Origin of the sequence: Paenibacillus sp. YAF4_2 (assembly GCF_052113225.1) — a bacterium.
Lineage (GTDB): Bacteria > Bacillota > Bacilli > Paenibacillales > Paenibacillaceae > Pristimantibacillus.
The window spans coordinates 1-23,507 of sequence record NZ_JBFRCT010000005.1 but is presented as its reverse complement, the minus strand read 5'-3'; the positions used below and the strand labels follow the sequence as shown (position 1 = coordinate 23,507).

The following is a 23,507-nucleotide window of genomic DNA, read 5'->3' as shown; positions in this document are numbered from 1 at the left end:
TAAGTACAGTAAGTCATTTAGTTCTTATATTAAAACCATTTTTAATACGGGCTATAATTTTCTCTATGAAAGGAGGATTGCTCCAATATTAATGTAAGCGCTTAACAAATTCATTTCGAAGGGGAATGCAATACATGCGTAAATCATTGAAAAAAGTCGTCTCGGTCTTGCTCGCAGCGGCTTTGCTTGTTCCAATAGGCAGGCTTGCACCAGTTGCGGAAGCTGCAACAACGGAAACAACCGTATACCACGAAGATTTTGCTAATGGCGTAGGTCTGGCTAAACAATCTGGCAGTGCCAGCTTGACTACGGTAACGGAGAAAGTATTTACCGGCAATACAGATGGAAGCGCTTTATCTGTAAGTAACCGAGCAAACGACTATGATGCAGCTGACTTCAACTACACTGACCTAGGTCTGGAGAATGGTAAAACCTATACGGTTACCGTCACTGGCTTTGTGGATGCAGATACAACCATTCCTGAAGGAGCACAAGCTTATCTGCAAACCATTAGCAGCTACGGTGTGGTAGCCAGTGAGAACTACACAGCTGGATCTGCCTTTACATTAACAAATTCGTTTACCGTAGATACAGCACATGACACGAAGCTGCGGGTTCAATCGAATGCAGTCGGTAAAACCGTGCCATTTTATATTGGAGATATCCTCATTACCGCTCAGCAAACAACAACGACGAATACGATCTATCATGAAGACTTTGCTAACGGCTTAGGTTTGGCTAAACAATCCGGCAGTGCCAGCCTGACTCCGGTAACGGGTAAAGTATTTACTGGCAATGAAGATGGAAAAGCATTATCCGTGAGCAACCGCGCAAATGACTACGATGCAGCTGATTTCAGCTACGCTGACCTGGGCCTGGAGAACGGTAAAACCTATACAGTTACCGTTACTGGCTTTGTAGATGCAGATACTACCATACCTGAAGGGGCACAAGCGTATCTGCAAAAGATCAGCAGCTATGGTGTGGTAGCCAGTGCGAATTACGCAGCTGGATCTGCTTTTACATTAACAAATTCGTTTACTGTAGATACTGCGCATGACACGAAACTGCGAGTTCAATCGAACGCAGTCGGTAAAACCGTGCCGTTCTACATCGGAGATATTCTGATCACCGAGACCGTAGCCGGCGGTGGTGAAGAAGAACCAACTAGACCTCCGGCTTTGCCATTCAACACAATTAACTTTGAAGATCAAACTGCCGGAGGCTTTACTGGTCGTGCGGGCACAGAAACACTCACTGTTACTGATGAAGCCAACCATACAGCGGACGGTTCCTACGCCTTGAAGGTTGAAGGCAGAACAACAAGCTGGCATGGCCCATCCTTGCATGTTGAGAAATTTGTTAATAAAGGCTATGAGTATAAAGTAACCGCTTGGGTGAAGCTTCTTTCTCCTGAAACAAGCACCAAGCTCGAGCTGGCTTCCCAAATCGGCGATGGCAGCAGCGCCAACTATCCTAGCTTAGCAAGCAAGACCATTACCGCAGCCGACGGCTGGGTTCAACTGCAAGGCAGCTACCGCTATAACAGCGTAGGCGGCGAATATTTAACCATCTATGTACAAAGCTCTAATGACACAGCTTCCTACTATATCGACGATATCAGCTTTGAGAGCACGGGCTCCGGTCCTGTCGGTATTCAGAAGGATATTACTCCGATTAAAGACGTGTACAAAAATGACTTCCTGATCGGTAACGCTATTACGGCTGAGGATTTGGAAGGCACACGACTTGAGCTTTTGAAAATGCATCACGATGTTGTAACCGCCGGCAATGCCATGAAGCCGGATGCTCTGCAGCCTACGAAGGGCAATTTCACCTTCACAGCAGCGGATGCCATGGTCAACAAAGTGCTTGCCGAAGGCATGAAAATGCACGGCCACGTGCTTGTCTGGCATCAGCAGTCCCCAGCATGGTTGAATACAACAACCGATTCCTCCAACAACACAGTTCCGCTTGGACGTGAAGAGGCTTTGGTTAATCTTAGAACACACATCAAGACCGTTATGGAGCATTTTGGCGACAAAGTTATCTCGTGGGATGTTGTCAACGAAGCGATGAACGACAATCCTCCTAACCCGTCGGATTACAAAGCTTCCCTGCGTCAGACTCCTTGGTATAATGCCATCGGATCGGATTATGTGGAGCRGGCCTTCCTCGCAGCAAGACAAGTGCTCGACGAGAATCCGGAATGGGATATCAAGCTGTACTACAACGATTACAACGATGACAACCAGAATAAAGCAACAGCCATCTACAACATGGTGAAAGATATGAATGACCGCTATGCATTGACGCATCCAGGCAAGCTCCTGATTGATGGAGTTGGCATGCAAGGACATTACAATGTCAACACGAACCCGGACAATGTTGAGCGGTCCCTGGAGAAATTCATTTCTCTCGGCGTAGAAGTAAGCGTAAGCGAGCTCGACGTTACAGCGGGCAGCAATTACACGCTTCCTGAGAATCTGGCTACTGCTCAAGCCTATCTTTACGCACAACTTTTCAATATTTACAAAGCACATGCTGAGCACATTGCACGTGTTACGTTCTGGGGATTGGATGACAATACAAGCTGGCGGGCTGAGAACAATCCACTGGTATTCGATAAGAACCTGCAGGCTAAACCAGCTTACTACGGCGTCACAGATCCGGACAAATACATCGAGGAAAATGCGCCTCATTCGGAAGATGCTAATCAGGCGGAAGCGCAATACGGCACGCCAGTCATTGACGGAACTGTAGATTCAATCTGGAACGGAGCACAGACAATGCCAATCAACCGTTACCAGTTGGCTTGGCAAGGAGCAACCGGTACCGCCAAAGCGCTGTGGGATGATCAAAACCTGTATGTGCTTATTCAAGTCAGCGACTCTCAGCTCAACAAAGCAAACGAAAATGCATGGGAGCAGGATTCCGTTGAGGTCTTCCTGGACCAAAACAATGGAAAAACATCCTCCTATCAAGATGATGACGGCCAATATCGCATTAACTTTGACAACGAGACTTCTTTTAACCCGCCAAGCATCTCAGAGGGTTTTGTGTCTCAAACCAAGAAAACGGCTAATAGCTACACAGTTGAGCTGAAAATTCCGCTTACGGCTGTAACGCCTGCTAATGAGAAAAAACTTGGCTTTGACGTACAAATTAATGACGCAACAGACGGCGCGCGCACCAGCGTAGCCGCATGGAACGATACAACCGGCAACGGCTATCAGGACACATCCGTATACGGCGAGCTTACTCTTGCAGGTAAAAGCACTGGCGGCTCCGGCAGCGGCAGCAGCTCTGTACCGCAAACGAACAATGTAGTGAAGAACGCAGACGGCTCCACTACGATTAAACCAGAAGTAAAAACAACAAACGGGACTGCCGTTGGCACGATCTCAAGCGACAACCTGAAAAAAGCTCTTGAGCAAGCAACTCCAGCAGCAGGTGGCAAGAAACAAGTGATTATCGATCTTCCGCTGCAAGCAAATGCTGCTTCGTATGAAGTGCAATTGCCTACGCAAGGTTTGAAAAGCACAGAGAATTATCAGCTTACAGCGAAGATCGCTAACGCCTTTATTCAAATTCCAAGCGATATGCTGTCGGGCACAACCGTTCAATCGGAGCAAGTATCGATCCGTGTAGCCCCAGCTTCTACGGCTAACCTTGATGCAGCAACACGCGAACAGATTGGCAACCGGCCAGTTATTGATCTGAGCTTGATCTCAGACGGCAAAGTATTCGCTTGGAGTAACCCTAAGGCACCTGTAACGGTAGCTATTCCTTACAAGCCAACAGCGGAAGAACTCAAGCATCCGGATCATATTGTGATCTGGTACATTGATGGCAGTGGCAAAGCAACTCCGGTTCCAAACAGCCATTATGACGCGGCAACGGGTACTGTGGTATTCCAAACGACTCACTTCAGCATGTATGCAGCGGTGTCCGTCTTTAAGACTTTCGGAGACCTAACTAATGTACCTTGGGCAAAAGAAGCTATTGATGCAATGGCATCCCGAGGCATCATCAAAGGCACTGGCGAGAATACCTTCTCTCCTGCCGCTTCGATTAAAAGAGCTGATTTCATCGCCCTTCTTGTAAGAGCGCTTGAACTGAAAGGCACCGGAACAGATGCTGCTATGTTCAGCGATGTTCCAGCGGATGCTTATTACTACAATGAGCTGGCTATTGCGAAAGGGCTTGGCATTGCGACTGGCTTTGAAGACAACACGTTCAAACCAGTCAGCAGCATTTCCCGTCAAGACATGATGGTTCTGATAACTCGTGCTCTGGCTGTAATCGGCAAACAATTACCAGCAGGCGGTTCTTTAGACGCTTACTCTGACGCAGCAAGTGTTGCTGGTTATGCACAAGCGAGTGCAATTGCACTCGTGAAAGCTGGTGTTGTTACCGGCAATGGCGGCAAGCTCGCACCAAACGATCAACTCACTCGTGCAGAAGCAGCAGTCATCCTATACCGCATCTGGAAGCTGTAATTCCCTAAATTAAAAAGACGCTCTCTTCACATGTTAAGTGTGACGGGAGCGTCTTTTTTCATTTTATTCTATTTCTTTTTCCAGCTAGCAATAAGGGTATTCGCATCAGTATTTAGCACACTTTTCGCATGTTCCGAAGCGTCCTTTTTACTTGCCTTATTTAGCTGCTTCATAACGTTCTCCATCTGCTTGATCGCCTGATCCCGCTTCCCTTTGTCCAAATGCTGCTGGGCTTGTTTCAGACTAGCTGAAAGTTGTGAAGCTAGTGACTTACTCACCTCATTCGAGGCTTTATATCGGTCAACCAGATTGTTCATGCTCTTGATACTCGTCTTCACCTGGACATGAATCGTCTTCTGAAGCTTGTTCCCCGCTGCATCCTCTACTGCAATGGCAACCGACTTCTCTCCCAGATAACCAGCCAGTTCAATGCTTAGCTCCCGTGAATTCTTAGGAGTTACTGTATACGTCTTACCATCGAAAATAAGACTAGCCGATTGAATGGCGGTCTTGCCATCACCAACCTGGAAGCGCAGATACGAATCATCCTCAAGTACTGCCCCTTCCACCAATTTGGAGCCATTAGCCGTCAAAGAATAGACGGGAGCTGCCAGGACGGGCACTGTCACTCCTGCCGATTCATTACCGGACTTATCTGCAGCGCTTATAACAAGACTATAGCTCAGATCAGCTTCAATTCCGGTAAATACGGTTGTCTGAACGCCCCGCTTCACTTCTTTAACAGCGCCAACCTGTTGACCATTACGAACCAGCTTAAGGTGGACAACATCCCCATCTACCGCATATGGTCCATCCCACTGTACCGTCAGCTCGCTGTTATCTCGGGTAACATGAACGTTCTCTACCTCTCCCGGCGCAACATGATCTTCTACAGGTTCAGGAGCAGGAGGTTCTGCGGTAAAGACAGATGGATCCCCAAAGGTGAATTTGTCGAAGTTGTATAACCAGTCATTCCCCTTAAATAGGAGGTAGACGAGGTGTTTACCCGTTACAGGAGCCATTACATGACCAGAGAAGACCTGGAATTTCTGCCAGCCACCTGTGCCGCTAACTTCAGCCGTTGCAATGACAGGCCCGTTGATGCCGTCAATACGAGCTTCAATTGTTCCTCCTGCCGTATCACTTGCAGCCTGAATGTTGAATTGAGTAGGGCTCACATCGCCAAAATCAATATAGTTATACATTGCGTAAGGATTATTAGGACCATAAATACCTGCTAGGTACGTCTGATTACCGCCATTTTCCGTACCTGCGTTTATGCTGTTTGTATAATTTTCTGCTTCAAGCTTACTGTATGCATCCCTTGATTTACCCTTAATTGTAGAGAAGGTGAACCAATCCAGATTACAAGGGTAATCGCTGCCGTCTGCGCCGTGGAAGATTAGATATACATCATGAACGCCAACAGCCTTCGAATCATCGATGATGGAAGTAATGTCGACCCAATCATTCCAGCTGCCTAATGCAGGAACCTCGATAACCCCTGCAGTCGGACCGTCCAGACTGTCCAGCTTCACTTCAATCGACCCACCCTGATTGCCACTGGTGAGATGTGCCGTAATTCCAGCAGCGCCGGAGCCAAAATCAATATCTTCATAAGAAGCATAAGCGTTATGATGAATGCCATCTGTATATTTTCCGCTTGAGTTAATACTCAATCCGTCACTGCTTGCAAAGTCTTCTGCTTGTAATTTGGCATACGCATCCGTCTTTGTTGGATCGGTCTTCGTAAAGGTAAACCAGTTCAGATTGAACAAATACGAATCATTTGTTTTCTTGAACACCAGATACACATCATGGACGCCTGTCACGTTGCTTGCATGGCCTTGATCATCCTTCAGCAGCGTACCCGCATCGATAAAAGTATTCCAGTTGCCGGTACCTTCGACTTTTAATGTACCCACTTTCGGCCCGTCTACAGCATCTAGCCTGATCTCAATGTTGCCGCCGCCGGTTCCGCTTGATGCCCGCGCAATGAAACCGCTTGCACCATCTCCCGATCCAAAATCAACATTTTTATAAGCGGCATAGTTACTGTCTTGAATTCCTCCAAGCTGAAGCGAGCCTTCGATGCTTCCTTCCAGGCCAGGACCATTTACGATATTGAAGTTTTCCGCTTCCATTCTGCTATATGGGTTCTTAACGGCATAGGTCAGTTCCCCTGCATTCTGCGGCTTAAGAACAGTCAAAGCTTCCACAGCTGCAGCAGAGCTCCACGATTCAAAGGTCCCGGACAGCTGTTGACCTGCCCAGTTGCTGTCAACCAGATTATCGGCATTTCGATGACTCCAAGCCATATCGGTATTTAAAGCAAGCCATTCATTATAGCTGTCGGCAAAGGTTTTGTACTGACTCTCCGCTCTTTCGTTTACCGCCTTCTGAAGATAACCGAGATTACGAACGAGTATCGTTTTGCCGCCCTTTAAGTCGCCGTTTGGACCTTCATAGCGCAGCAGCTTGTTCACATCAATCATCCGCTCTTTCGTAAAGGTAGCCCCTTTGAGCGCATCATCCAAGTACACCTTGTCTCCCGTAACCTGATAGAGACCTACTGCCGCTCCAATAAACGTACCTTGATTATAGTGAGTTGCATCTTGAATAGATCCGTTTTTTGTTTCAATCCGGTCGAATACCTTGCCATTTCCGTCCGTCAGCATCGTTTTACTCCAACGATAGATGGTTGTGGCAGCATCCAAGTAGTGTTTGTTATGTGTTGCGTTGTATAGGAAAACCGCGGCTTCGGCAGCAGGGAAGTTAATGCAGGCATTTTTCGTCGTACGGTCATCGCTCTTCCACCAAATACCGCCGCTCGCAAACTCATCGTCCCACTGCGTATCATAGACGTAGTTAAAATAATATTCCGCTCTCTCGAGGTATTTCGCATCATTCGTAATGGTATAGGCTCTTGCACTCGCCATCGCCCACCACATAATGTCATCGTTGAACGTATTATTTGTCCAATCCTGGCCGTACTTTGCTACAGCTCCATCGAACACCTCATCAATCTGGGTACGCAGCTTCGCTTTTAATTCCGGATCTGAAGCCTGGAGATAAGCATCCATCACGAGCTCCCACAGCTCAGCCTCCACCCAAAAATCCTGATATCCGTCATGATTGGAGTTTTTCCAGAAATATTTGGCGCTCGCATCCCAGAATGTATTGTTGTAGGCTTCAATCGCTGTCTTCGCATCTGCTGCAGCAAAAGCATGGGCTTGAGGTATTCCGTTTGGAAATAAGGGACTAATCGAGAGTGCAAAAACAACAGGCAACACAATAAGCTTTGACCTTCTAATTTTACTAGTCACTAACATCCCTCCTCTATATTGGGCAAAAAATAAAAGCCGATTCGCATGCGTGTATACGATCGGCTTCAGTCATTCAATAATATAATGTTTGGTTAATATTATGTCAATATATCATAAGTATTTAAATCCTTTAGACTACGGATTAATGATATATCATGTTATACTAAATAAGATAAAAGAACTACCCTTACCAATGAATTTGTCGAATCAAGGAGATTATCTCAGCTTTTTCGTTTGTGCTTATTGGCCATTGATCTATTTCATGTTGCAGACGCTCCAAGCTTAGGAAGCCCTTCGCCACTCCATTTAATCGGGCCACTAAGGTCGAGTTCTCCAGCTCCTCGTCAGACGGGTAGAGAGTGCTCAGTTTCGCAACCGCGTCCGGGAATCTTTTCAAATAATACTTCTGATGCCTGGTTTCAGCTGGGTAAAAAGCTTGGAACGGCGCTAATTCTGTATCCAGAATTCCCTTGTCCCGCTCCATCCTGTTCTTAATCCTCCGAAATGCCTCTTCTTGCTCCTCGTCACGATAAAGAAGTAGCGATTGGTATTGCCGATCCTTATATCCGTTAATGTTATAGGGATTATGATTGTTCCAGAATGTCTCTAACAGCGTGTCGTAAGAGACGAGTGCAGGGTCAACAATCAGCTCAACTGTCTCCGTATGGTCGCCCATATTACGATAGGTTGGCTCGTGTGATGTCCCCCCGGCAAAGCCGACACGTGTCTTGATCACACCAGGCATCGCACCAAATAAAGCCTCAGGGCTCCAATAGCACCCCATGCCAAGTGTAATCGTATGAAAGTTATTTGCATGCTGGTTATCGCTCAACTTGCTGCCCTCCAATCGAATTATCACCATCTCCTACTAAACTATATTTCTGTAAACCGTTTAGATCAAGCAGGGAAGGAAAGCCTAATTAGAGAAAGAGATTAGGAAGCCAAAACCTGGGAGGGTATCATGGGAAGAGTAATTCATTTCGAGATTCATGTCGATGATGTGGAACGTGCGAAGAAGTTTTATGGAGAGGTATTTGGATGGACCTTCGAGGATTGGAGCGACTATGCCGGAATGCCTTACTTCGGAGCCGTAACGGGTGATGCGGATGCCATGGGGATCAATGGTGCTTTGATGAAGCGCATGGGACCAGCTCCACAGCCGGGTCAAGCGATGAACGGCTTTGCCTGTACAATGGGAGTCGAAGACTTCGATACGACAGCAGCCAAAATCCTCAGTCTCGGCGGCGAGGTAGCCCTGCCGAAGCACGCACTGCCAGGTATGGCGTGGCAAGGATATTTCATGGATACCGAAGGCAATGTGATTGGCATCCATCAACCGGATCTTAATGCAAAATAACAAGCGTAAACGGCTGCGCCGTCCCTAGGAGGAGCAGCCTACGTTTCGCAAATGAATATAAGCACAGTATAGAGAAAACATATATATTCTTATGTTTGAACAAAACCCGACCTCACTTGGTCGGGTTTTTTGTTGCATCCGTCTTCATACGAAGCTGGGTTAACAACTGATTCTTATCTGCAAGTTGATTGGAAGATTGTTTGAGGAAACCGTTGATCTCCTCAATTTCTTTTTTCAGCTTGTTCTCACGTGTTATCTTATTGCTCAAGTCATTAGCATTTCGACTTAATTTCTGGTCACGCTGCAGCTTATTAATCGTGGACAACGCCTTTTGGCGTTTGGTCTCACTCTCGCGAACAAGCTTCTGTATATCAGCAATTTCTTTCTCTAACCGAGTAATCGTAGGAGCAGTGAAGCTAAGTGCCATTCGTACACCTCATAATGATATAGTCTTGCCTTGCTATCATTTTACTACACTTCTCTTTACTATAGCGAGAACATTGGAATCCCATTATTAGATTAACTAATTGTTTTTTATTTTATACGACAAAATCTTGATGATGATGTACAGGCCATTCCCCACCAAAATTAGAAAGGAAAGGATAGAGAACACTCTGCTCACATGTGCAAACATTAAAAGAAATAGGGCAATCCAAAATAAAAATGGACTCGCTTTAAGGTATCTCTGTTGAAAGACCTGATTGAGAAACGCCATACCTTCAACCACCTCATCAGAAAAGAGTAAATTGTGACGCTGTATTAGATCCAATATTTTACTTTTATATCATCGTATATCACTCGAGCATGATCTGTATATAAAAAAAACCGACCTCTAAGGGTCGGGGTTCCATACTATACGACCCTATTCTCTAGAATCTGGTCGATTTCACTCTTAAGCAACAAGTATCTATGAACATTTCTCATGATAGGAACTTTAGTGAGATTATTTTTATCCACGAATACCTTCATTTGGTCTTTAGTGAGACCAAGTAACTTGCCTGCCTCCGTGACCGTAAATACATCTACGATACTCGTTGCATTAAAATCTCTTTTTAATTTTTGGTTCCAGTCTTCAAATACCTTCATGTATCGGTTCCTCTCTTATTCCTAATCGATCGGATACTTCATTATAACATGACTTCATGCAAATGCAGTTATTGAGGTAGGGATATTACATCGATTTCCACCGTAAGAGGGATAATAAATAGATGACAAATTTTGCTACACCGCGAAACATAGGATATTTCGCCGCTTCGTAATTGAGATGACATACTTTTTGTTATATGATAGGAAATGGTTTAGACCGATTAATAAGCTTATGACACATTGTTCATGCGATGAGAGAGGAATACTACCCTATATGAATCCAAAACAATTGAATTATACAATGCCAGCTGAATGGACGCCGCACGAGCGTACCTTCATCTCTTGGCCGATCCAAGACTCCATGGTGTATCCGGAGCATTATGAACAGGTGAGCGCCGGCTATGCCGAGCTGATCCATGCTATTGCAGAATTTGAACCTGTAACGGTTGTTGTTAATCCTGCAGATATGGAAAAAGTGAGCAGCTTGTTCGCAAATAATACTGCGGTGGAATGCCTGCCGATCGAGCATAACGATGCGTGGCTGCGCGACAATGGCCCAACGTTTGTCGTGGGTCCTGACGGCGAGCTGGCCGGAGTGAACTGGAAGTTTAATGCATGGGGCAGCAAGTACTCTCCATGGGATTTGGACGATGCTGTAGCTCCACAGATTCTGAAGCATGTTGACGTCAAACAGTTTGATGCTCCACTCGTCATGGAGGGCGGATCCATCCATACGGACGGTGAAGGCACACTGCTCACCACTGAGGAATGTCTGCTGAACGTGAACCGTAATCCAGAGCTTAGCCGTGAGCAAATCGAAGCATATGTAAAAGAATTCGTGAACGTGGATACCATCGTATGGCTGAAGCGTGGTCTTAGCGGCGATGAAACGGACGGACATGTCGACAATATCGCCTGCTTTGCGGCACCTGGTAAGGTGATCCTGCAGGTATGTGATGATCCATCTGATGACAACTACGCAATCACGCAGGAAAATCGCCGTATCTTAAGTGAGGCAGTTGATGCAAAAGGCCGTAAACTCGAAATTATCGAGATCGAGCAGCCGCCACTGGCGGAATACGAGGATACTCGTCTGACGCTGAGCTACCTGAACTTCTATTTTGTTAACGGCGGCATTATCTTGCCTGTATTTGGTGGAGCAGCAGAAGAAGCCGATCGCAAAGCGATCGAGAAGCTGCAAGCGGCGTTCCCGGATCTCCGCATTCGTCCAATCGACGGCATGGCTGTTATCCGCGAAGGCGGTAACGTGCATTGCACAACACAACAGATGCCGGCTCTACGCGCATAGCAACAAGTTAATCAACAATTTAATAAGATTCGGCTTACAAGGAGGCTGACATACCCATGAGAACCGTTAAAGTAGCAGCGACACAGATGAGCTGTACAACTAATATAGAAGAAAACATTCGCAAGGCGGAAGCGCTGGTCCGCGAAGCGGCGGCGAAAGGCGCGCAAATTATTTTGCTGCAGGAGCTGTTTGAAACACCGTACTTCTGCCAGAAGGAAAAAGCCGACTACTACGTCTACGCAACTGAGCTTGAGGAAAACAAAGCGATTAACCATTTCCGCGGCATCGCCAAAGAACTTGGTGTTGTACTTCCGATCAGCTTCTACGAGAAGAAGAACTACGCACGTTATAACTCCCTTGCAGTTATCGACGCCGACGGTGAAGTGCTCGGCAAGTACCGCAAGAGCCATATCCCTGACGGACCTGGGTACGAGGAGAAGTTTTATTTTAATCCAGGCGATACAGGCTTTAAAGTATGGAAAACGAAATATGCCAAAATCGGCGTTGGCGTATGCTGGGACCAATGGTATCCAGAAGCGGCACGCAGCATGGCACTTATGGGCGCAGAGTTGCTGTTCTACCCAACGGCTATCGGCTCGGAGCCGCAGGACGGCACCATTGACTCGAAAGACCACTGGCAAATGTGCATGAGAGGCCATGCGGCCTGCAATCTGATGCCAGTTATTGCGTCCAACCGTATCGGCGAAGAGATCGATGAAGACTCGTCGATTAATTTCTACGGTTCATCGTTCATTGCTGGCCCACAAGGCAACATGATTGCGGAAGCTGGCCGCGACGAGCACGGCGTGCTTGTTGCTGAGTTCGATCTCGATCAGCTCGAATCGCAGCGCATCGAGTGGGGCATCTTCCGTGATCGCCGTCCCGATCTGTACGGCGTAATCGCCTCGTATGACGGCGAGATTCGGGTAAGATAATTTGTAATAACAAGAGGACCCTCAAGCCAAATGGCTTGAGGGTCTTTCTGTTATATGATTTTACACCAGCTTCATGTAGAAAAGATTTGTAACACCATCTTTTGTAATCGTGTGTGCGCCTGCCGCCAGAGATACCTGGACAATACCATTGGTCATGACGTAGCTTGTTCCATCAATCTTAATTTTTGTGCCATCTGCTGTGTTAAACACCAAGGTTAAAGTTGAAGCTGCAGGCGCCGTAAACGAAATGCTCGTCGCACTCTCGATTTTCAAACATTGTGTCAGGGTTAGACCGTTATAGGTCACCGTCCCCTTCGAGGTAGAAAGATTGCCTTGAATAGTGAAGAAGTCGCTTGCTGTTCCATTCGTAGTAAAGTTATGAACTTTTTCTCCCGGTGTTGGAGTTTCCGACGGGGTTGGGGTTGGGGTCGCTGATGGGGTAGGCGTCGGTGTTGGTGTAGCTGTTGGACTTGGCGCTGGAGTAGGTGTCGGTTCTGTCGAGACGGAGTTGCCTCCAACCGATACAAGCTGTGTAGTGTAGCTGGTTATTTTGGACATCAGCGCTGTATTAATCGTATACGAAGTGTCATCAACAGAGTCATTAAACTCCCATGTGAAATCTCCACTACCAAAGCGTCCCGCTTCTGCTGTAACCACTTGTTCAACCGTACTCGCACTATCAATATTAGCAACGCTCACTCCCGTATCGACAGTTGTATCGAAGTTATTATAAGCGGTCCCGCCAACTAATGCTTTGTAAGAGCTCGGAACCGTTTCCGTTCTAGACGAAGCTAAGTACGCATCAAATGAGGTTGCATTAGCCGCAGCAGTTCCGGTATTGGAGTTGGCATAGATCAGACTTTCTGCATTAACAATGATATTGTTATAAGCTTTAATCATCCCTCCGTTCTCGCCCGAGAACGTGCCCTCCCCTATTGCATCCGTGCCTTGCAGGGAGCTCATCATCGGATCTTTCGTATGTCTAAAATAATTCGATTCAACAAATGCGGATGCTCCTGTTGTAACACCAACTCCATATTTGGAGACGCCATCATAGAAGTTATTATAAACATGTGTAGATGCCACTCTTATACGAGGATGACGAGAGTCCGAATGATCAAACCAGTTGTGATGGAACGTCACAAAAAACTCGGATGACTCACTCAGACCAACAAGAGCAGCTTTTCCGGAGTCCCAATAGTGATTGTATGAGATGGTAATATACGTTGAACCCTTCTTAAGGTCTGTGGAGCCATCCCCTTTTGCCTGATCCGCATCTCCCCCAGCCGTACCATAGAAGATATCATTGTTATGCACCCAGACATTCACGTTACCTGTATCCATCGAAATGCCATCGTCAGGGAATAACATCACCCCTAGATTTCTGACCTCTACATTACCGACGTAGCGAAGAAGCATTCCCCAGCCATACGCGTAAGCATCGTCACCAATACCTTCAAATGTCATGTTCATTTCCGCGTAATTGCTTTTCCCTTTGACTTCAAGATATCCGCTGCTGTTCAGCTGTCCGCTTAAGTCATTCGCAGTAACCTTCCCGATCAATCGGATGGCCAGTGGAGTTGTATCATAGCCTTTTTGTCTGAGTGTCATAATTTCACCTAGACCCACAGCGGTTTGTAGCGTACCAGAGCTGCTGACCTTGACATCAAGCGAGACGGTTTGCGCCGTTTCCGATGTGACATAGATCACTTGAGCGCCATTCTTCAGTGTTCCATTATCGTTATAAGCCCCAGACCCAGTACCATATTGCGAATTAGACGAAAAAGCAAAGCCAGATCGATCAAATGCCGTTACGGTTAATGGACTCGTAACCACACTTTCCTTTGAACCACCTGACAATAGGGCTTCTACCTTTAAAATATAACTGCCAGCTGCCAAGCCTACGGCATCCGCTCTCCAATTAGATGGATATTTCCGTATCAATTCATTGTCTAATTGTTGATATCCTGCATCCGATGCACTGGCAGGCTTCACATAAACATTGTATCCCTGAGCATTGCTTACAGGTGACCATTCTACATAGGCCGTTTCATTCCAGCCTCCACTGCCCGTTACCGCAAGGCCAGCAGCATGCAAAGTTGGATTAAACACTCCCAATAAGGATAATGTAAGCACCATCGCCATTACAAAACCCGTTACACTTGCTAATCTTTTCTTCAAAATTAATTCCTCCTCAAAATGTATTGTCACCCTTGCGGCAAACTCCCCCTTCACCTCCCCTAAATTCCATTCTTAAGATAGCAACAGTTCTGAAGCAACCAGAGCATATCAGCCTAAACGGCGGTTCCGATACAATCATTTGCTCATATCGTCCTTTTCCCACAGCGTTTTCTGAGCTAATGATTATAAGACGGAGTGAAGACACTTATCGAGGCAAAACAAAAAAACCACATCCTCCTATGGATGTGGTTGATGGTGGTTGAGGGGCGCCGTGCCCCTCTCAAGCCTAACCCTTACTCCTTTACCGCACCAAGCATAATACCGGAAACGAAGTATTTTTGCAGGAACGGATAAACGACCAGCATCGGCACCATTGCGATAAACACCTTCGCCGAGTTAAGCGTCCGGTTAGACAACTCCGAGAGCTTCTTGTACTGCTCCGGCGTTAGGTTCGAGCCAACTGGAATGTTGACGACAAGCTGCTGAATATAGGTTTGAAGCGGATAGCTGGATTGCGTGTTACTGAGCACCAAGCCGTTAAAGAACTCGTTCCAGTGGTAAACGCTGATGAACAACGCTACGGCAGCAAGTACGGGAATCGAGCATGGGATATATACCCGGAACAGGACCGACCATGGACCAGCACCGTCAACGACTGCCGCCTCATTCAGCTCCTTCGGCAGATTGCGGAAGAAGTTCATAATCAGGATGACGTCAAATACCGGTACTCCTGCGCCTAGCACTAACGCCCAGATCGTATCGATCAGATGATAGTTCTGAATGGTCAGATACCATGGAATCAATCCCCCGTTAAACAACATACAGAAAACAAGAATCCACATGAACATATTACGCGTTTTAAAATCTCTCTTAGGCCTTGCCAGCGGATAAGCCATTAATACCGTTACAAACAAGGAGAACGATGTACCAAGTACGGTACGTTGAATCGAAATCCAAAACGCGTTAAAAAACATACTGTCGTTAATAATTTCCTTATACGGCGTCAAGGAAAATCCGATGGGATAAATCGTCACCAGGCCCGCATTAGCCGCCGATTTCTCGGAAATCGATACACAAAAGGTGTACCACAGAGGATATACGCAGCTAATGACCAGGAGAGCGAGGAGGACAATATTAGCAATATCAAACGCCCGTGAACCTAACGTTGTATTTCTGACCATTGCAGCGTCCTCCTCTTAGAATATCGTGTAATCGGCATAACGATATGCCAGACGATAGGATATATAGATCAGCGCAAAGCTAATGACCGACTTGAACAACCCTGCCGCCGTTGCCAGCGAGAACTGGAGATTTTGCAAGCCCAGCCGGTATACCCATGTATCCAAAATATCTCCCGTCGAATAAACAAGCGGGTTATACAGGTTATATACCTGATCGAAGCCGGCGTTCAGCACGTTGCCAAGGCTCAATACTCCAAGCAGGACAACCGTAGTTGTCAGTGCAGGCAGCGTAACATTACGGATCAGCTGCCACCGGTTAGCCCCATCAATAGCGGCCGCCTCATAGAGATTAGGATTGACGCCTGTCAATGCCGCCAGGTAAATAATCGCGTTATAGCCAAATTCCTTCCATACATCGGTTCCGATGATCAACTGACGGAAAATGCTGGAATCCGCCATAAACAGCTTGGGATCAACACCGAAGTAACCGATAACTGTATTTACAACGCCATAATAGCCGAAGATTCCAATGACAATCGTGGACATAATAACCCACGACAGAAAGTGCGGCAGGTAAACAACGGTCTGTACCAGCTTCTTGTAGCGAAGGCTGCGAAGCTCGTTCAATAGAATGGCAAAGACAAGCGGTACTATCAAATTCATCACGATTTTGCCGATGGCGATAATGAAGGTATTCACGATAACCGTTTTGCTGTCATTCAGTTGAAACATATACTTGAAGTTTTCAAGTCCTACCCACTCGGATTTGAACAGCCCCATTCCCGGATTATAATTCTGAAATGCCATCAGAATTCCGAACATAGGCACAATACTGAACATTACAAGCCAGACCATTCCCGGCAGCAGCATCAAATAATAGTGCTTCTGATGGCCTAATTTTCTCATCAAGGATAACCTCCTGTCTCTCTACCAGGATGTAAAGCTTGCGAAAAGCACCGACACACAAGTGCCCTCCGCAAGCTTTACGCATCGTTATTTCTTCAAGAGCTCTGCAACTTCCGCCGTGATTTCGTCCCCGCCTTGAGACTTCCAGTCCTTCACGAATTTGTCGAAGGAATCGATAGGCTGCTGGCCAAGGATGATTTTCAGGACGGTCTCATCTTCCATCTTCTTCAGGTTGGCCCATTTGGTTTCCATCGTTGGAGTCTGGTTGTAGGTTACGCTGTAGACCTTCTTGTCGATTGGAGTTGATGCAAACGGACGATCGCCAATCAAGAGCGAATACAAACGCTGGAAGTCGCCGAAGTTGGCCGTGCTGAAATTGCTGACGCCAAGCTCGTCATACGGAGGCTTCACGACGTCTCTTACTTTTTTCGCATCCGCATACATCAGTTTGTACAAGCTGTTCGGTACGTTATAATCCTCTGGTTCTGCCTCGCCCCTCAGAACTTTCATCAGCTCGGTGTACTCGTATTCCGTCTCGTTAGCCGCAGCCATTACGTTGCGGAGCGGATACCACCCCACTGCAACGGACAGGTCAAATGTCGCTTCATCGCGCACAAGGGCATTGTTCATGATCATAATCGCTTTCACGACGTCCGGCTTAGCATTTTTGCTAATAATGGTGTAAGTGCTGCCCGTCGTTTTCATATGCGTATTCCATTTGCCGTCATCGGAGTAGACGGGGTAAGCCTGCCAGTTCGCCGTAGGATCGTTCTTGAAGGAGTCGCCATTGCCATAGCCGCCGTTCCACCAAGGTCCGAAGAAAATGCCCGTTTGGTTGGCATTGATCGGATCCCCTGTGTTATCGCGAGTGCCCACTTCAGGATCGATAAGTCCTTTTTTGTACCAGTCAGCCAGCACGGCCAATGTTTTCTTCGTATTCTCCGACGTTGTTCCGTAAGATACCGTCCCGTCGCCATTGTCGAGCCAGTAGCCTGGATACGCATCGTTTGCGCCAAAGATCGGATCAAATCCAGCCATATTGTTGGAAGATACGAGGAAAGTGGAATAAGGGAATGTATTTTTGGAAGGGCCGGCAATACCTATGGTTTTGTCCCCACCCAGCTTGTTATCCATAAACGCTTTAGCCGTTTTCTCGAGATCGGCAATCGTCTTCGGTACCGGCAGACTCAGCTTATCGAGCCAGTCCTTGCGGATCCACATCACGTGCACGCCGTCGGTGTCTACCGTAATGTTCGGGAGCGACACCATTTTGCCTTTATAGCTGGCGTTTTCCAGGGCACGTCCTTCGGTACTTGCCATAATATCTTTAACCTGTTTGGACGCATATTGATCAAAGAGATCGCCAATATCGTACAGCAGCCCTGAACTTGCGGCTTTCGTCATGAAGGAGCGGTCGTCGACCACCATACCGTCAGGCAGCTTGCCCGATGCGATGGTCAGGCTGACCTTCTGCTTGAAGTCGTTACCGGTAGCAGCGGTCCAATCCACAATTACGTTGATGTTGTAATTATCCTTGAGGTAACGGGTATATTGGTTATTGCTTACGCTGTCGCCTTCCGGCAGCGTTTTGTCCGTCGGGTCCACCACCATGCCGATGTGAACATCAACAGGCTTCGGAAATTTGGAGAAAGCCAAGTCATCCCCAGACAAAGCCGGGCTTGCGGAACTATCTGAATCTGGGCTTGAAGACGCTTTCACATTGTTGTTCGATGAATCATTGGAAGAAGAACATGCTGTCAAGCTGACGCCAAGTAATGCAGCAGAAAGCAATAATGCCAAATTCCTTTTCATCTAACCCCTCCTAAAAAAATTCTTACTCCGTAAGCATTAGCTTAAGATTTGTGAAGCCATTCTTTGTAAACCATTTGTTCCTTGCCTACTCATTGTACAATGTAAGCGCTTAAAAAGAGTCAGACGGTTGTGCCCTGTTTTGTGAGAGATATAAAAACAAAGGTAGGTATTTGTTCGGTCAGTTGTAATCAATCTTCCCCCCTATGAATTGCGCCCGGAACTCGGAGGGCAGCAAGCGGGTCTGCTCATAGAAGAGCTGGGAGAAATATTTGGAGTCGTTGTAGCCAACGGCATGCGCAACCCACGCGATAGACTGATTCGTCTCGCACAGCAGACGCTCTGCGGCTCTGATCCGCTCCTGCTTCAAGTAATCATTAAATGTCGAGCCTGTCAGCTTCTTAAAGCATTGGCTGAAATAGCTCCGGCTCATGTGCACATGATCAGCGACGTCCTCGGCATGCAGCGTATTTGAAGCCTGTTCGCGGATAAACAACACGGCTTTCAGAATACTTGTCGTCGTATTGGTAAAATCGGCGGACGCCGCAACCTGCGCATACACCCGTGTCCTGTAATCACGCAGCCACTCAACCGTCGAACGGATGTCATCCGCATCGGAGCGGAGCTCGGCACGGAGTGTCAGGTCAGTCTCCAGCTGCGACAGCAGACGCATAAACAGCCCTTCCACGCGGCGAAAAGATATCTTCGTAGCAACGGTCTGTTTGCATAAGCGCTGGAAGACCGGTTCATTAAAAAGCCAGTAGTGAGTGCGCCATTCTTGCTCCAGCTCACTCCATTCCTCTTCTTCCAGTGAACCGACGTTTTGTTCGGAAGCAGGTAGAGGCTTCTCCAGCACCAGAGGTTTAGATGACGGACGAAGGATCACCTCTCCTGCCATTTGCTGCTGGATTCGGTGCAGGATTTGCTCGTCATCTTCCGATTCCAGACGTACCTTAGAGATATAGTCAAGCACGCCCATTCGGTAGGCCGTCTGCACATTCTCGAACTCCTCATGAAACGATAAAATAACGGAACGAAGACCCGGGAATCTCTGACGCGTAACCTGGAGCAGCTCCATTCCCGACATGACGGGCATCGAGAGATCCACAAACATAAGATCCACCTCATGCTGCTCCATAAATTCCAGTGCTTTCGCGCCGTTTGCTGCTTCTCCAACAACAACCATATCGTGATTGGACCAAGGCATAATGGAAATGAAGCCTTTGCGCGCCAACTTGTCATCGTCAACAATGAGTACACGTATCACATGGCTCTCTCCTTTCGTTGGTCGAGAAAAGGAAGATTTAACGTAACCGTAGTTCCTTGATTCGGAGTGCTTTCTATACCCATATGAGCCTTGTAGCCATAAAAGGATTCCAGCATCGAACGGACATAACGGAGTCCTATTCCCCAGCCCGTCTGCTGCTGATCAGGCGTATCGCGCTGCAGCAGGGCCAGCGTCTCCTGGCTAAGCCCTTTGCCATCGTCGCGGATTATGATACGCACCATCTGCGATGCCTCATCAGAGTCAATGCTAATCTCCAGCATGCCGTTATCGTCGAGACCGTGACAGACGGCATTTTCCACGATTGGCTGCAGGATGAACCTTGCGACCGGGCTGTCCAGATAAGCCCCCTCTGCAATGTCCAGCCTCACTTCAAAATCATGCCGCATCTGCTGCAGCTCAAGATAGGTTCTCATGACCTGAATTTCTGAGCGGAAGGTCGCTTTTTCCTCCGATTTTCCCAAGTTATAGTTCAGCAAAATAATGAGTGAGGAAACAAACTTCTCAATGTCCTCCTGCTTATGCATGACCGCCAGCCAGCGCACCGAGTTGAGCGTATTCATCAGAAAATGAGGATTGATCTGGTACGCAAGCTTTTCGATCTCCAGCTGATGCCTGCGCTTTTCCTTCTGTTCTACATCCAGGATGAGCTGCTGAATCTGCCGCTTCATAATATTAAACTGATCGAATATCCGGTCGAATTCATCAATACCCGTATGGTATTGGCTGGTTCCCATGTAGCCCTTGCCAAACGTCCTCATTTCCTTCTCGATTAACAGAAATGGCCTGTTGATGAGGCGGCGCAAGACTAGAGTTAGCATAAACATCATTAGGAGGGCAATAGCGAGAATCCAGTACATATGATTTTTCCACGTATAGAGCTCATGGTTGTAATAGGAGACGGGAAGCAGCAGCGTAACATCATAGCCATAATCACCCGTCGTTCGATTCCATACATAATCATCCGTTGTGCCCGATTGCCCCTTAAGCTCAAGATGCCGGCCAGCCTCAAAGGCAGCCGGGTTACTGCTATAGGTCACTGTGCCCCCCGTATCGGTAAGTATCAGCGAATAAGGCATATTTAAGCTCTCTGTAAGCGAATTCATATCTGTTGTGATATCAGTCTTTGCTTCCACATATACAACAAGCTCTGTACCGTCCGGAAATTCGACCTCTCGGGTTACCGACACCACCAGATCATCGCTGAATCGGCATAAGGATTTATGAGGGGACTGGTATTTCAGCTCTCCCATACTGGCAACATTAGGCAAAGATTGCAGCGTAAAATCCGCGCGCAGCGGCAAATTCGAATAGGACGCCCGTCCGCTTGCGGGATTATAATACATAACCAGCTGCATAGCCGGATTTGAGAAAGTAATTAATCCAATATTATAGGAAATATCACGGGAGAGAACACGCTGACTATAAATATCTTCGGTAGAGATATACGTCTCCATCAGATGACCCACCGTACCTTCCGGTGTCATTTGTTGAGTGACCTGAAGCAAGTTGTTATACACCTGGTTCTGCTTGGTCGTTTGTTGATACAGATCAAAAGCCATAGAGGTCTTTATTTTATCGCGCTGCATGGTGTAGATCGCATTGTAGGAGACGGAAGCCATCAGTATGGCGCAGCCTACAAAGCCCACCGTCAGCAACACCATAATACGTTTGCGAAGAGAGGAGAAAACAAACCGATTACGCAGCATAGACAAAATGCCCATTTTCTTATGAACCGTTCCGGGAGACTTGAACATGCGTTTGCCTTGCACCTCCATCACCTCACACATAAGTATGGAACAACACAATATTCGCTGCCTCTTCTGTTTATCCTGCCTGGCGGAGGGAGTTAACAAAAACCAAAAAAGGAAGTCCCCTATCTATAACTAGATAAGAGACTTCCGGTAAAAATCAGGCGTTACGCCCGCTATTATGCAAAATGGTCGGGATGACACGATTTGAACATGCGACCCCCTGGTCCCAAACCAGGTGCTCTACCAAGCTGAGCTACATCCCGAAAAATGGAGCGGAAGACGGGAATCGAACCCGCGACCCTCGCCTTGGCAAGGCGATGCTCTACCGCTGAGCCACTTCCGCTTATGGTGCGGTCAAGAGGACTCGAACCTCCACGTCATTGCTGACACTAGAACCTGAATCTAGCGCGTCTGCCAATTCCGCCATGACCGCAAAAAGAATATGGTGCGCGTAGAGGGACTTGAACCCCCACGGTCGCCCGCCAGATCCTAAGTCTGGTGCGTCTGCCAATTCCGCCATACGCGCATGAGTAAAACTTATAAAAGTGAGCCATGAAGGACTCGAACCTTCGACACCCTGATTAAAAGTCAGGTGCTCTACCAACTGAGCTAATGGCTCTCATAAAAAGAAATGGTGGAGGGCGATGGATTCGAACCACCGAACCCGAAGGAGCAGATTTACAGTCTGCCGTGTTTAGCCACTTCACTAGCCCTCCAAAAACTATGGTGCCGGCGATAGGAGTCGAACCCACGACCTACTGATTACAAGTCAGTTGCTCTACCAACTGAGCTACACCGGCATATTGAAATTTTGAACCATCTAACATGGTGGCTCGGGACGGAATCGAACCGCCGACACGAGGATTTTCAGTCCTCTGCTCTACCAACTGAGCTACCGAGCCTGATGTTTGATAAAATGGCGGAGCTGACGGGATTCGAACCCGCGGTCTCCTGCGTGACAGGCAGGCATGTTAGGCCTCTACACCACAGCTCCACATCGTGTTCTCGGTATAAACCAAAGATAAAGTTTTGGTTGCGGGGGCAGGATTTGAACCTGCGGCCTTCGGGTTATGAGCCCGACGAGCTACCGGGCTGCTCCACCCCGCGTCATTGTAAAAAAATATTATATGGTGGAGGCTGAGGGGATCGAACCCCCGACCCTCTGCTTGTAAGGCAGATGCTCTCCCAGCTGAGCTAAGCCTCCATATTTACTCCGGGGTCCCAGAAAAGTAATCGGAATAACCTTCAAAGCACTTCTTCACTTTATGGGATGAAGTATTTGGTGACCCGTAGGGGATTCGAACCCCTGTTACCTCCGTGAAAGGGAGGTGTCTTAACCCCTTGACCAACGGGCCTTGAAATTTGCATAGTAAGATCTACTTTGTAAGAAAAGTTAATGGCAGAGAGGAAGGGATTCGAACCCTCGAGACCCGGTTAGAGCCTACACGATTTCCAATCGTGCTCCTTCGACCACTCGGACACCTCTCTATATGGCTCCCCGAACAGGACTCGAACCTGTGACAACTCGATTAACAGTCGAGTGCTCTACCAACTGAGCTATCAGGGAATAGTAGATTGAGAGCAGTAAAAAACCCACTACAATGTGGGTGCTTCTTCATATAAAAAGATAACACCGTAAAAACTGAATATGATTCATGCAAAACTTAGCTGGTTGTCTTTAGAAAACAATTAATACGTATGCTTCCGAAGTAACTTTCCTCAGAAAGTTTGTAGGATAAGCCCTCGACCGATTAGTATTCGTCAGCTCCACACATTGCTGTGCTTCCACCCCGAACCTATCAACCTCGTCGTCTTCAAGGGGTCTTACTAATTGGGAAATCTCATCTTGAGGGGGGCTTCACGCTTAGATGCTTTC

The 23,507-nt window shown here is 47.3% G+C and carries 14 protein-coding genes, 14 tRNA genes and 1 rRNA gene; 4 read left to right on the top strand and 25 right to left on the bottom strand.

Annotation, left to right across the window (positions count from 1 at the left end; translation table 11 throughout):
• The first annotated feature begins 134 nt into the window (after positions 1–134).
• Entirely contained in the window at positions 135–4,502 is a 4,368-nt protein-coding gene (locus AB4Y93_RS13220) for an endo-1,4-beta-xylanase (protein WP_441892600.1), read from the top strand.
• A gap of 68 nt (positions 4,503–4,570) precedes the next feature.
• On the opposite strand, the gene AB4Y93_RS13215 is transcribed toward AB4Y93_RS13220, so the two are convergent.
• Together AB4Y93_RS13215 and AB4Y93_RS13210 are read right to left on the bottom strand one after the other, a co-directional pair.
• On the bottom strand, positions 4,571–7,828 hold the full coding sequence (locus tag AB4Y93_RS13215) for a carbohydrate-binding protein (protein ID WP_441892598.1): 3,258 nt from the start codon (positions 7,826–7,828) through the stop codon (positions 4,571–4,573).
• 187 nt (positions 7,829–8,015) lie between these two features.
• Positions 8,016–8,660, bottom strand: coding sequence for a peptide-methionine (S)-S-oxide reductase MsrA (locus AB4Y93_RS13210; RefSeq protein WP_441892596.1), 645 nt, complete (start codon positions 8,658–8,660; stop codon positions 8,016–8,018).
• Between the two features lie 129 nt (positions 8,661–8,789).
• Here AB4Y93_RS13210 and AB4Y93_RS13205 point away from each other — a divergent pair, with 129 nt between their 5' ends.
• Positions 8,790–9,185, top strand: a complete 396-nt coding sequence (locus tag AB4Y93_RS13205; protein WP_441892594.1) for a VOC family protein — start codon at positions 8,790–8,792, stop codon at positions 9,183–9,185.
• Between the two features lie 112 nt (positions 9,186–9,297).
• Here AB4Y93_RS13205 and AB4Y93_RS13200 read toward each other — a convergent pair whose 3' ends face one another.
• The gene (locus AB4Y93_RS13200; RefSeq protein WP_441892592.1) at positions 9,298–9,612 is read right to left on the bottom strand and encodes a hypothetical protein; all 315 of its coding nucleotides are present in this window, start codon (positions 9,610–9,612) and stop codon (positions 9,298–9,300) included.
• Positions 9,613–10,037: 425 nt separating this feature from the next.
• Positions 10,038–10,271: a DNA-binding protein gene (locus tag AB4Y93_RS13195; RefSeq protein WP_441892590.1), complete on the bottom strand. Its 234-nt coding sequence runs from the start codon at positions 10,269–10,271 to the stop codon at positions 10,038–10,040.
• Between the two features lie 274 nt (positions 10,272–10,545).
• On the opposite strand from AB4Y93_RS13195, the gene AB4Y93_RS13190 reads away from it, so the two are divergent.
• Together AB4Y93_RS13190 and aguB are read left to right on the top strand one after the other, a co-directional pair.
• A complete protein-coding gene (locus AB4Y93_RS13190) occupies positions 10,546–11,580 on the top strand; it encodes an agmatine deiminase family protein (RefSeq protein ID WP_441892588.1) in 1,035 nt (344 codons plus the stop codon).
• A 56-nt stretch (positions 11,581–11,636) separates the two neighbouring features.
• The gene (gene aguB, locus AB4Y93_RS13185) at positions 11,637–12,515 is read left to right on the top strand and encodes an N-carbamoylputrescine amidase (RefSeq protein ID WP_441892586.1); all 879 of its coding nucleotides are present in this window, start codon (positions 11,637–11,639) and stop codon (positions 12,513–12,515) included.
• Between the two features lie 60 nt (positions 12,516–12,575).
• On the opposite strand, the gene AB4Y93_RS13180 is transcribed toward aguB, so the two are convergent.
• The 21 genes from AB4Y93_RS13180 to AB4Y93_RS13080 all read right to left on the bottom strand — a co-directional run.
• Positions 12,576–14,660: a pectate lyase family protein gene (locus AB4Y93_RS13180; protein WP_441893311.1), complete on the bottom strand. Its 2,085-nt coding sequence runs from the start codon at positions 14,658–14,660 to the stop codon at positions 12,576–12,578.
• Positions 14,661–14,989: 329 nt separating this feature from the next.
• Positions 14,990–15,877: a carbohydrate ABC transporter permease gene (locus tag AB4Y93_RS13175; RefSeq protein ID WP_441892584.1), complete on the bottom strand. Its 888-nt coding sequence runs from the start codon at positions 15,875–15,877 to the stop codon at positions 14,990–14,992.
• A 15-nt stretch (positions 15,878–15,892) separates the two neighbouring features.
• Entirely contained in the window at positions 15,893–16,783 is an 891-nt protein-coding gene (locus AB4Y93_RS13170; protein WP_441892582.1) for an ABC transporter permease, read from the bottom strand.
• 87 nt (positions 16,784–16,870) lie between these two features.
• Positions 16,871–18,595 (bottom strand): extracellular solute-binding protein, encoded by a 1,725-nt coding sequence (locus AB4Y93_RS13165; RefSeq protein ID WP_441892577.1) that lies wholly within the window; start codon positions 18,593–18,595, stop codon positions 16,871–16,873.
• A 178-nt stretch (positions 18,596–18,773) separates the two neighbouring features.
• A complete protein-coding gene (locus AB4Y93_RS13160; RefSeq protein ID WP_441892575.1) occupies positions 18,774–19,859 on the bottom strand; it encodes a response regulator transcription factor in 1,086 nt (361 codons plus the stop codon).
• The gene (locus AB4Y93_RS13155) at positions 19,856–21,649 is read right to left on the bottom strand and encodes a sensor histidine kinase (RefSeq protein ID WP_441892573.1); all 1,794 of its coding nucleotides are present in this window, start codon (positions 21,647–21,649) and stop codon (positions 19,856–19,858) included. The genes AB4Y93_RS13160 and AB4Y93_RS13155 overlap by 4 nt, the downstream gene beginning before the upstream one ends.
• 168 nt (positions 21,650–21,817) lie before the next feature.
• Positions 21,818–21,894: transfer RNA gene (locus tag AB4Y93_RS13150), tRNA-Pro, on the bottom strand.
• 5 nt (positions 21,895–21,899) lie between these two features.
• A tRNA-Gly gene (locus tag AB4Y93_RS13145) sits at positions 21,900–21,974 on the bottom strand.
• Between the two features lie 3 nt (positions 21,975–21,977).
• Positions 21,978–22,064, bottom strand: a tRNA-Leu gene (locus AB4Y93_RS13140).
• A 10-nt stretch (positions 22,065–22,074) separates the two neighbouring features.
• Positions 22,075–22,157, bottom strand: a tRNA-Leu gene (locus AB4Y93_RS13135).
• Positions 22,158–22,177: 20 nt separating this feature from the next.
• A tRNA-Lys gene (locus AB4Y93_RS13130) sits at positions 22,178–22,250 on the bottom strand.
• Between the two features lie 13 nt (positions 22,251–22,263).
• Positions 22,264–22,347: transfer RNA gene (locus AB4Y93_RS13125), tRNA-Tyr, on the bottom strand.
• An 8-nt stretch (positions 22,348–22,355) separates the two neighbouring features.
• Positions 22,356–22,431, bottom strand: a tRNA-Thr gene (locus tag AB4Y93_RS13120).
• A 26-nt stretch (positions 22,432–22,457) separates the two neighbouring features.
• A tRNA-Phe gene (locus AB4Y93_RS13115) sits at positions 22,458–22,533 on the bottom strand.
• Between the two features lie 15 nt (positions 22,534–22,548).
• Positions 22,549–22,625, bottom strand: a tRNA-Asp gene (locus AB4Y93_RS13110).
• Between the two features lie 36 nt (positions 22,626–22,661).
• Positions 22,662–22,738 (bottom strand) — tRNA-Met (locus tag AB4Y93_RS13105).
• 21 nt (positions 22,739–22,759) lie between these two features.
• Positions 22,760–22,835 (bottom strand) — tRNA-Val (locus tag AB4Y93_RS13100).
• Positions 22,836–22,911: 76 nt separating this feature from the next.
• A tRNA-Glu gene (locus tag AB4Y93_RS13095) sits at positions 22,912–22,986 on the bottom strand.
• Between the two features lie 42 nt (positions 22,987–23,028).
• Positions 23,029–23,119, bottom strand: a tRNA-Ser gene (locus tag AB4Y93_RS13090).
• A 3-nt stretch (positions 23,120–23,122) separates the two neighbouring features.
• Positions 23,123–23,198, bottom strand: a tRNA-Asn gene (locus AB4Y93_RS13085).
• 164 nt (positions 23,199–23,362) lie between these two features.
• A 23S ribosomal RNA gene (locus AB4Y93_RS13080) occupies positions 23,363–23,507 on the bottom strand; the annotation flags it as partial.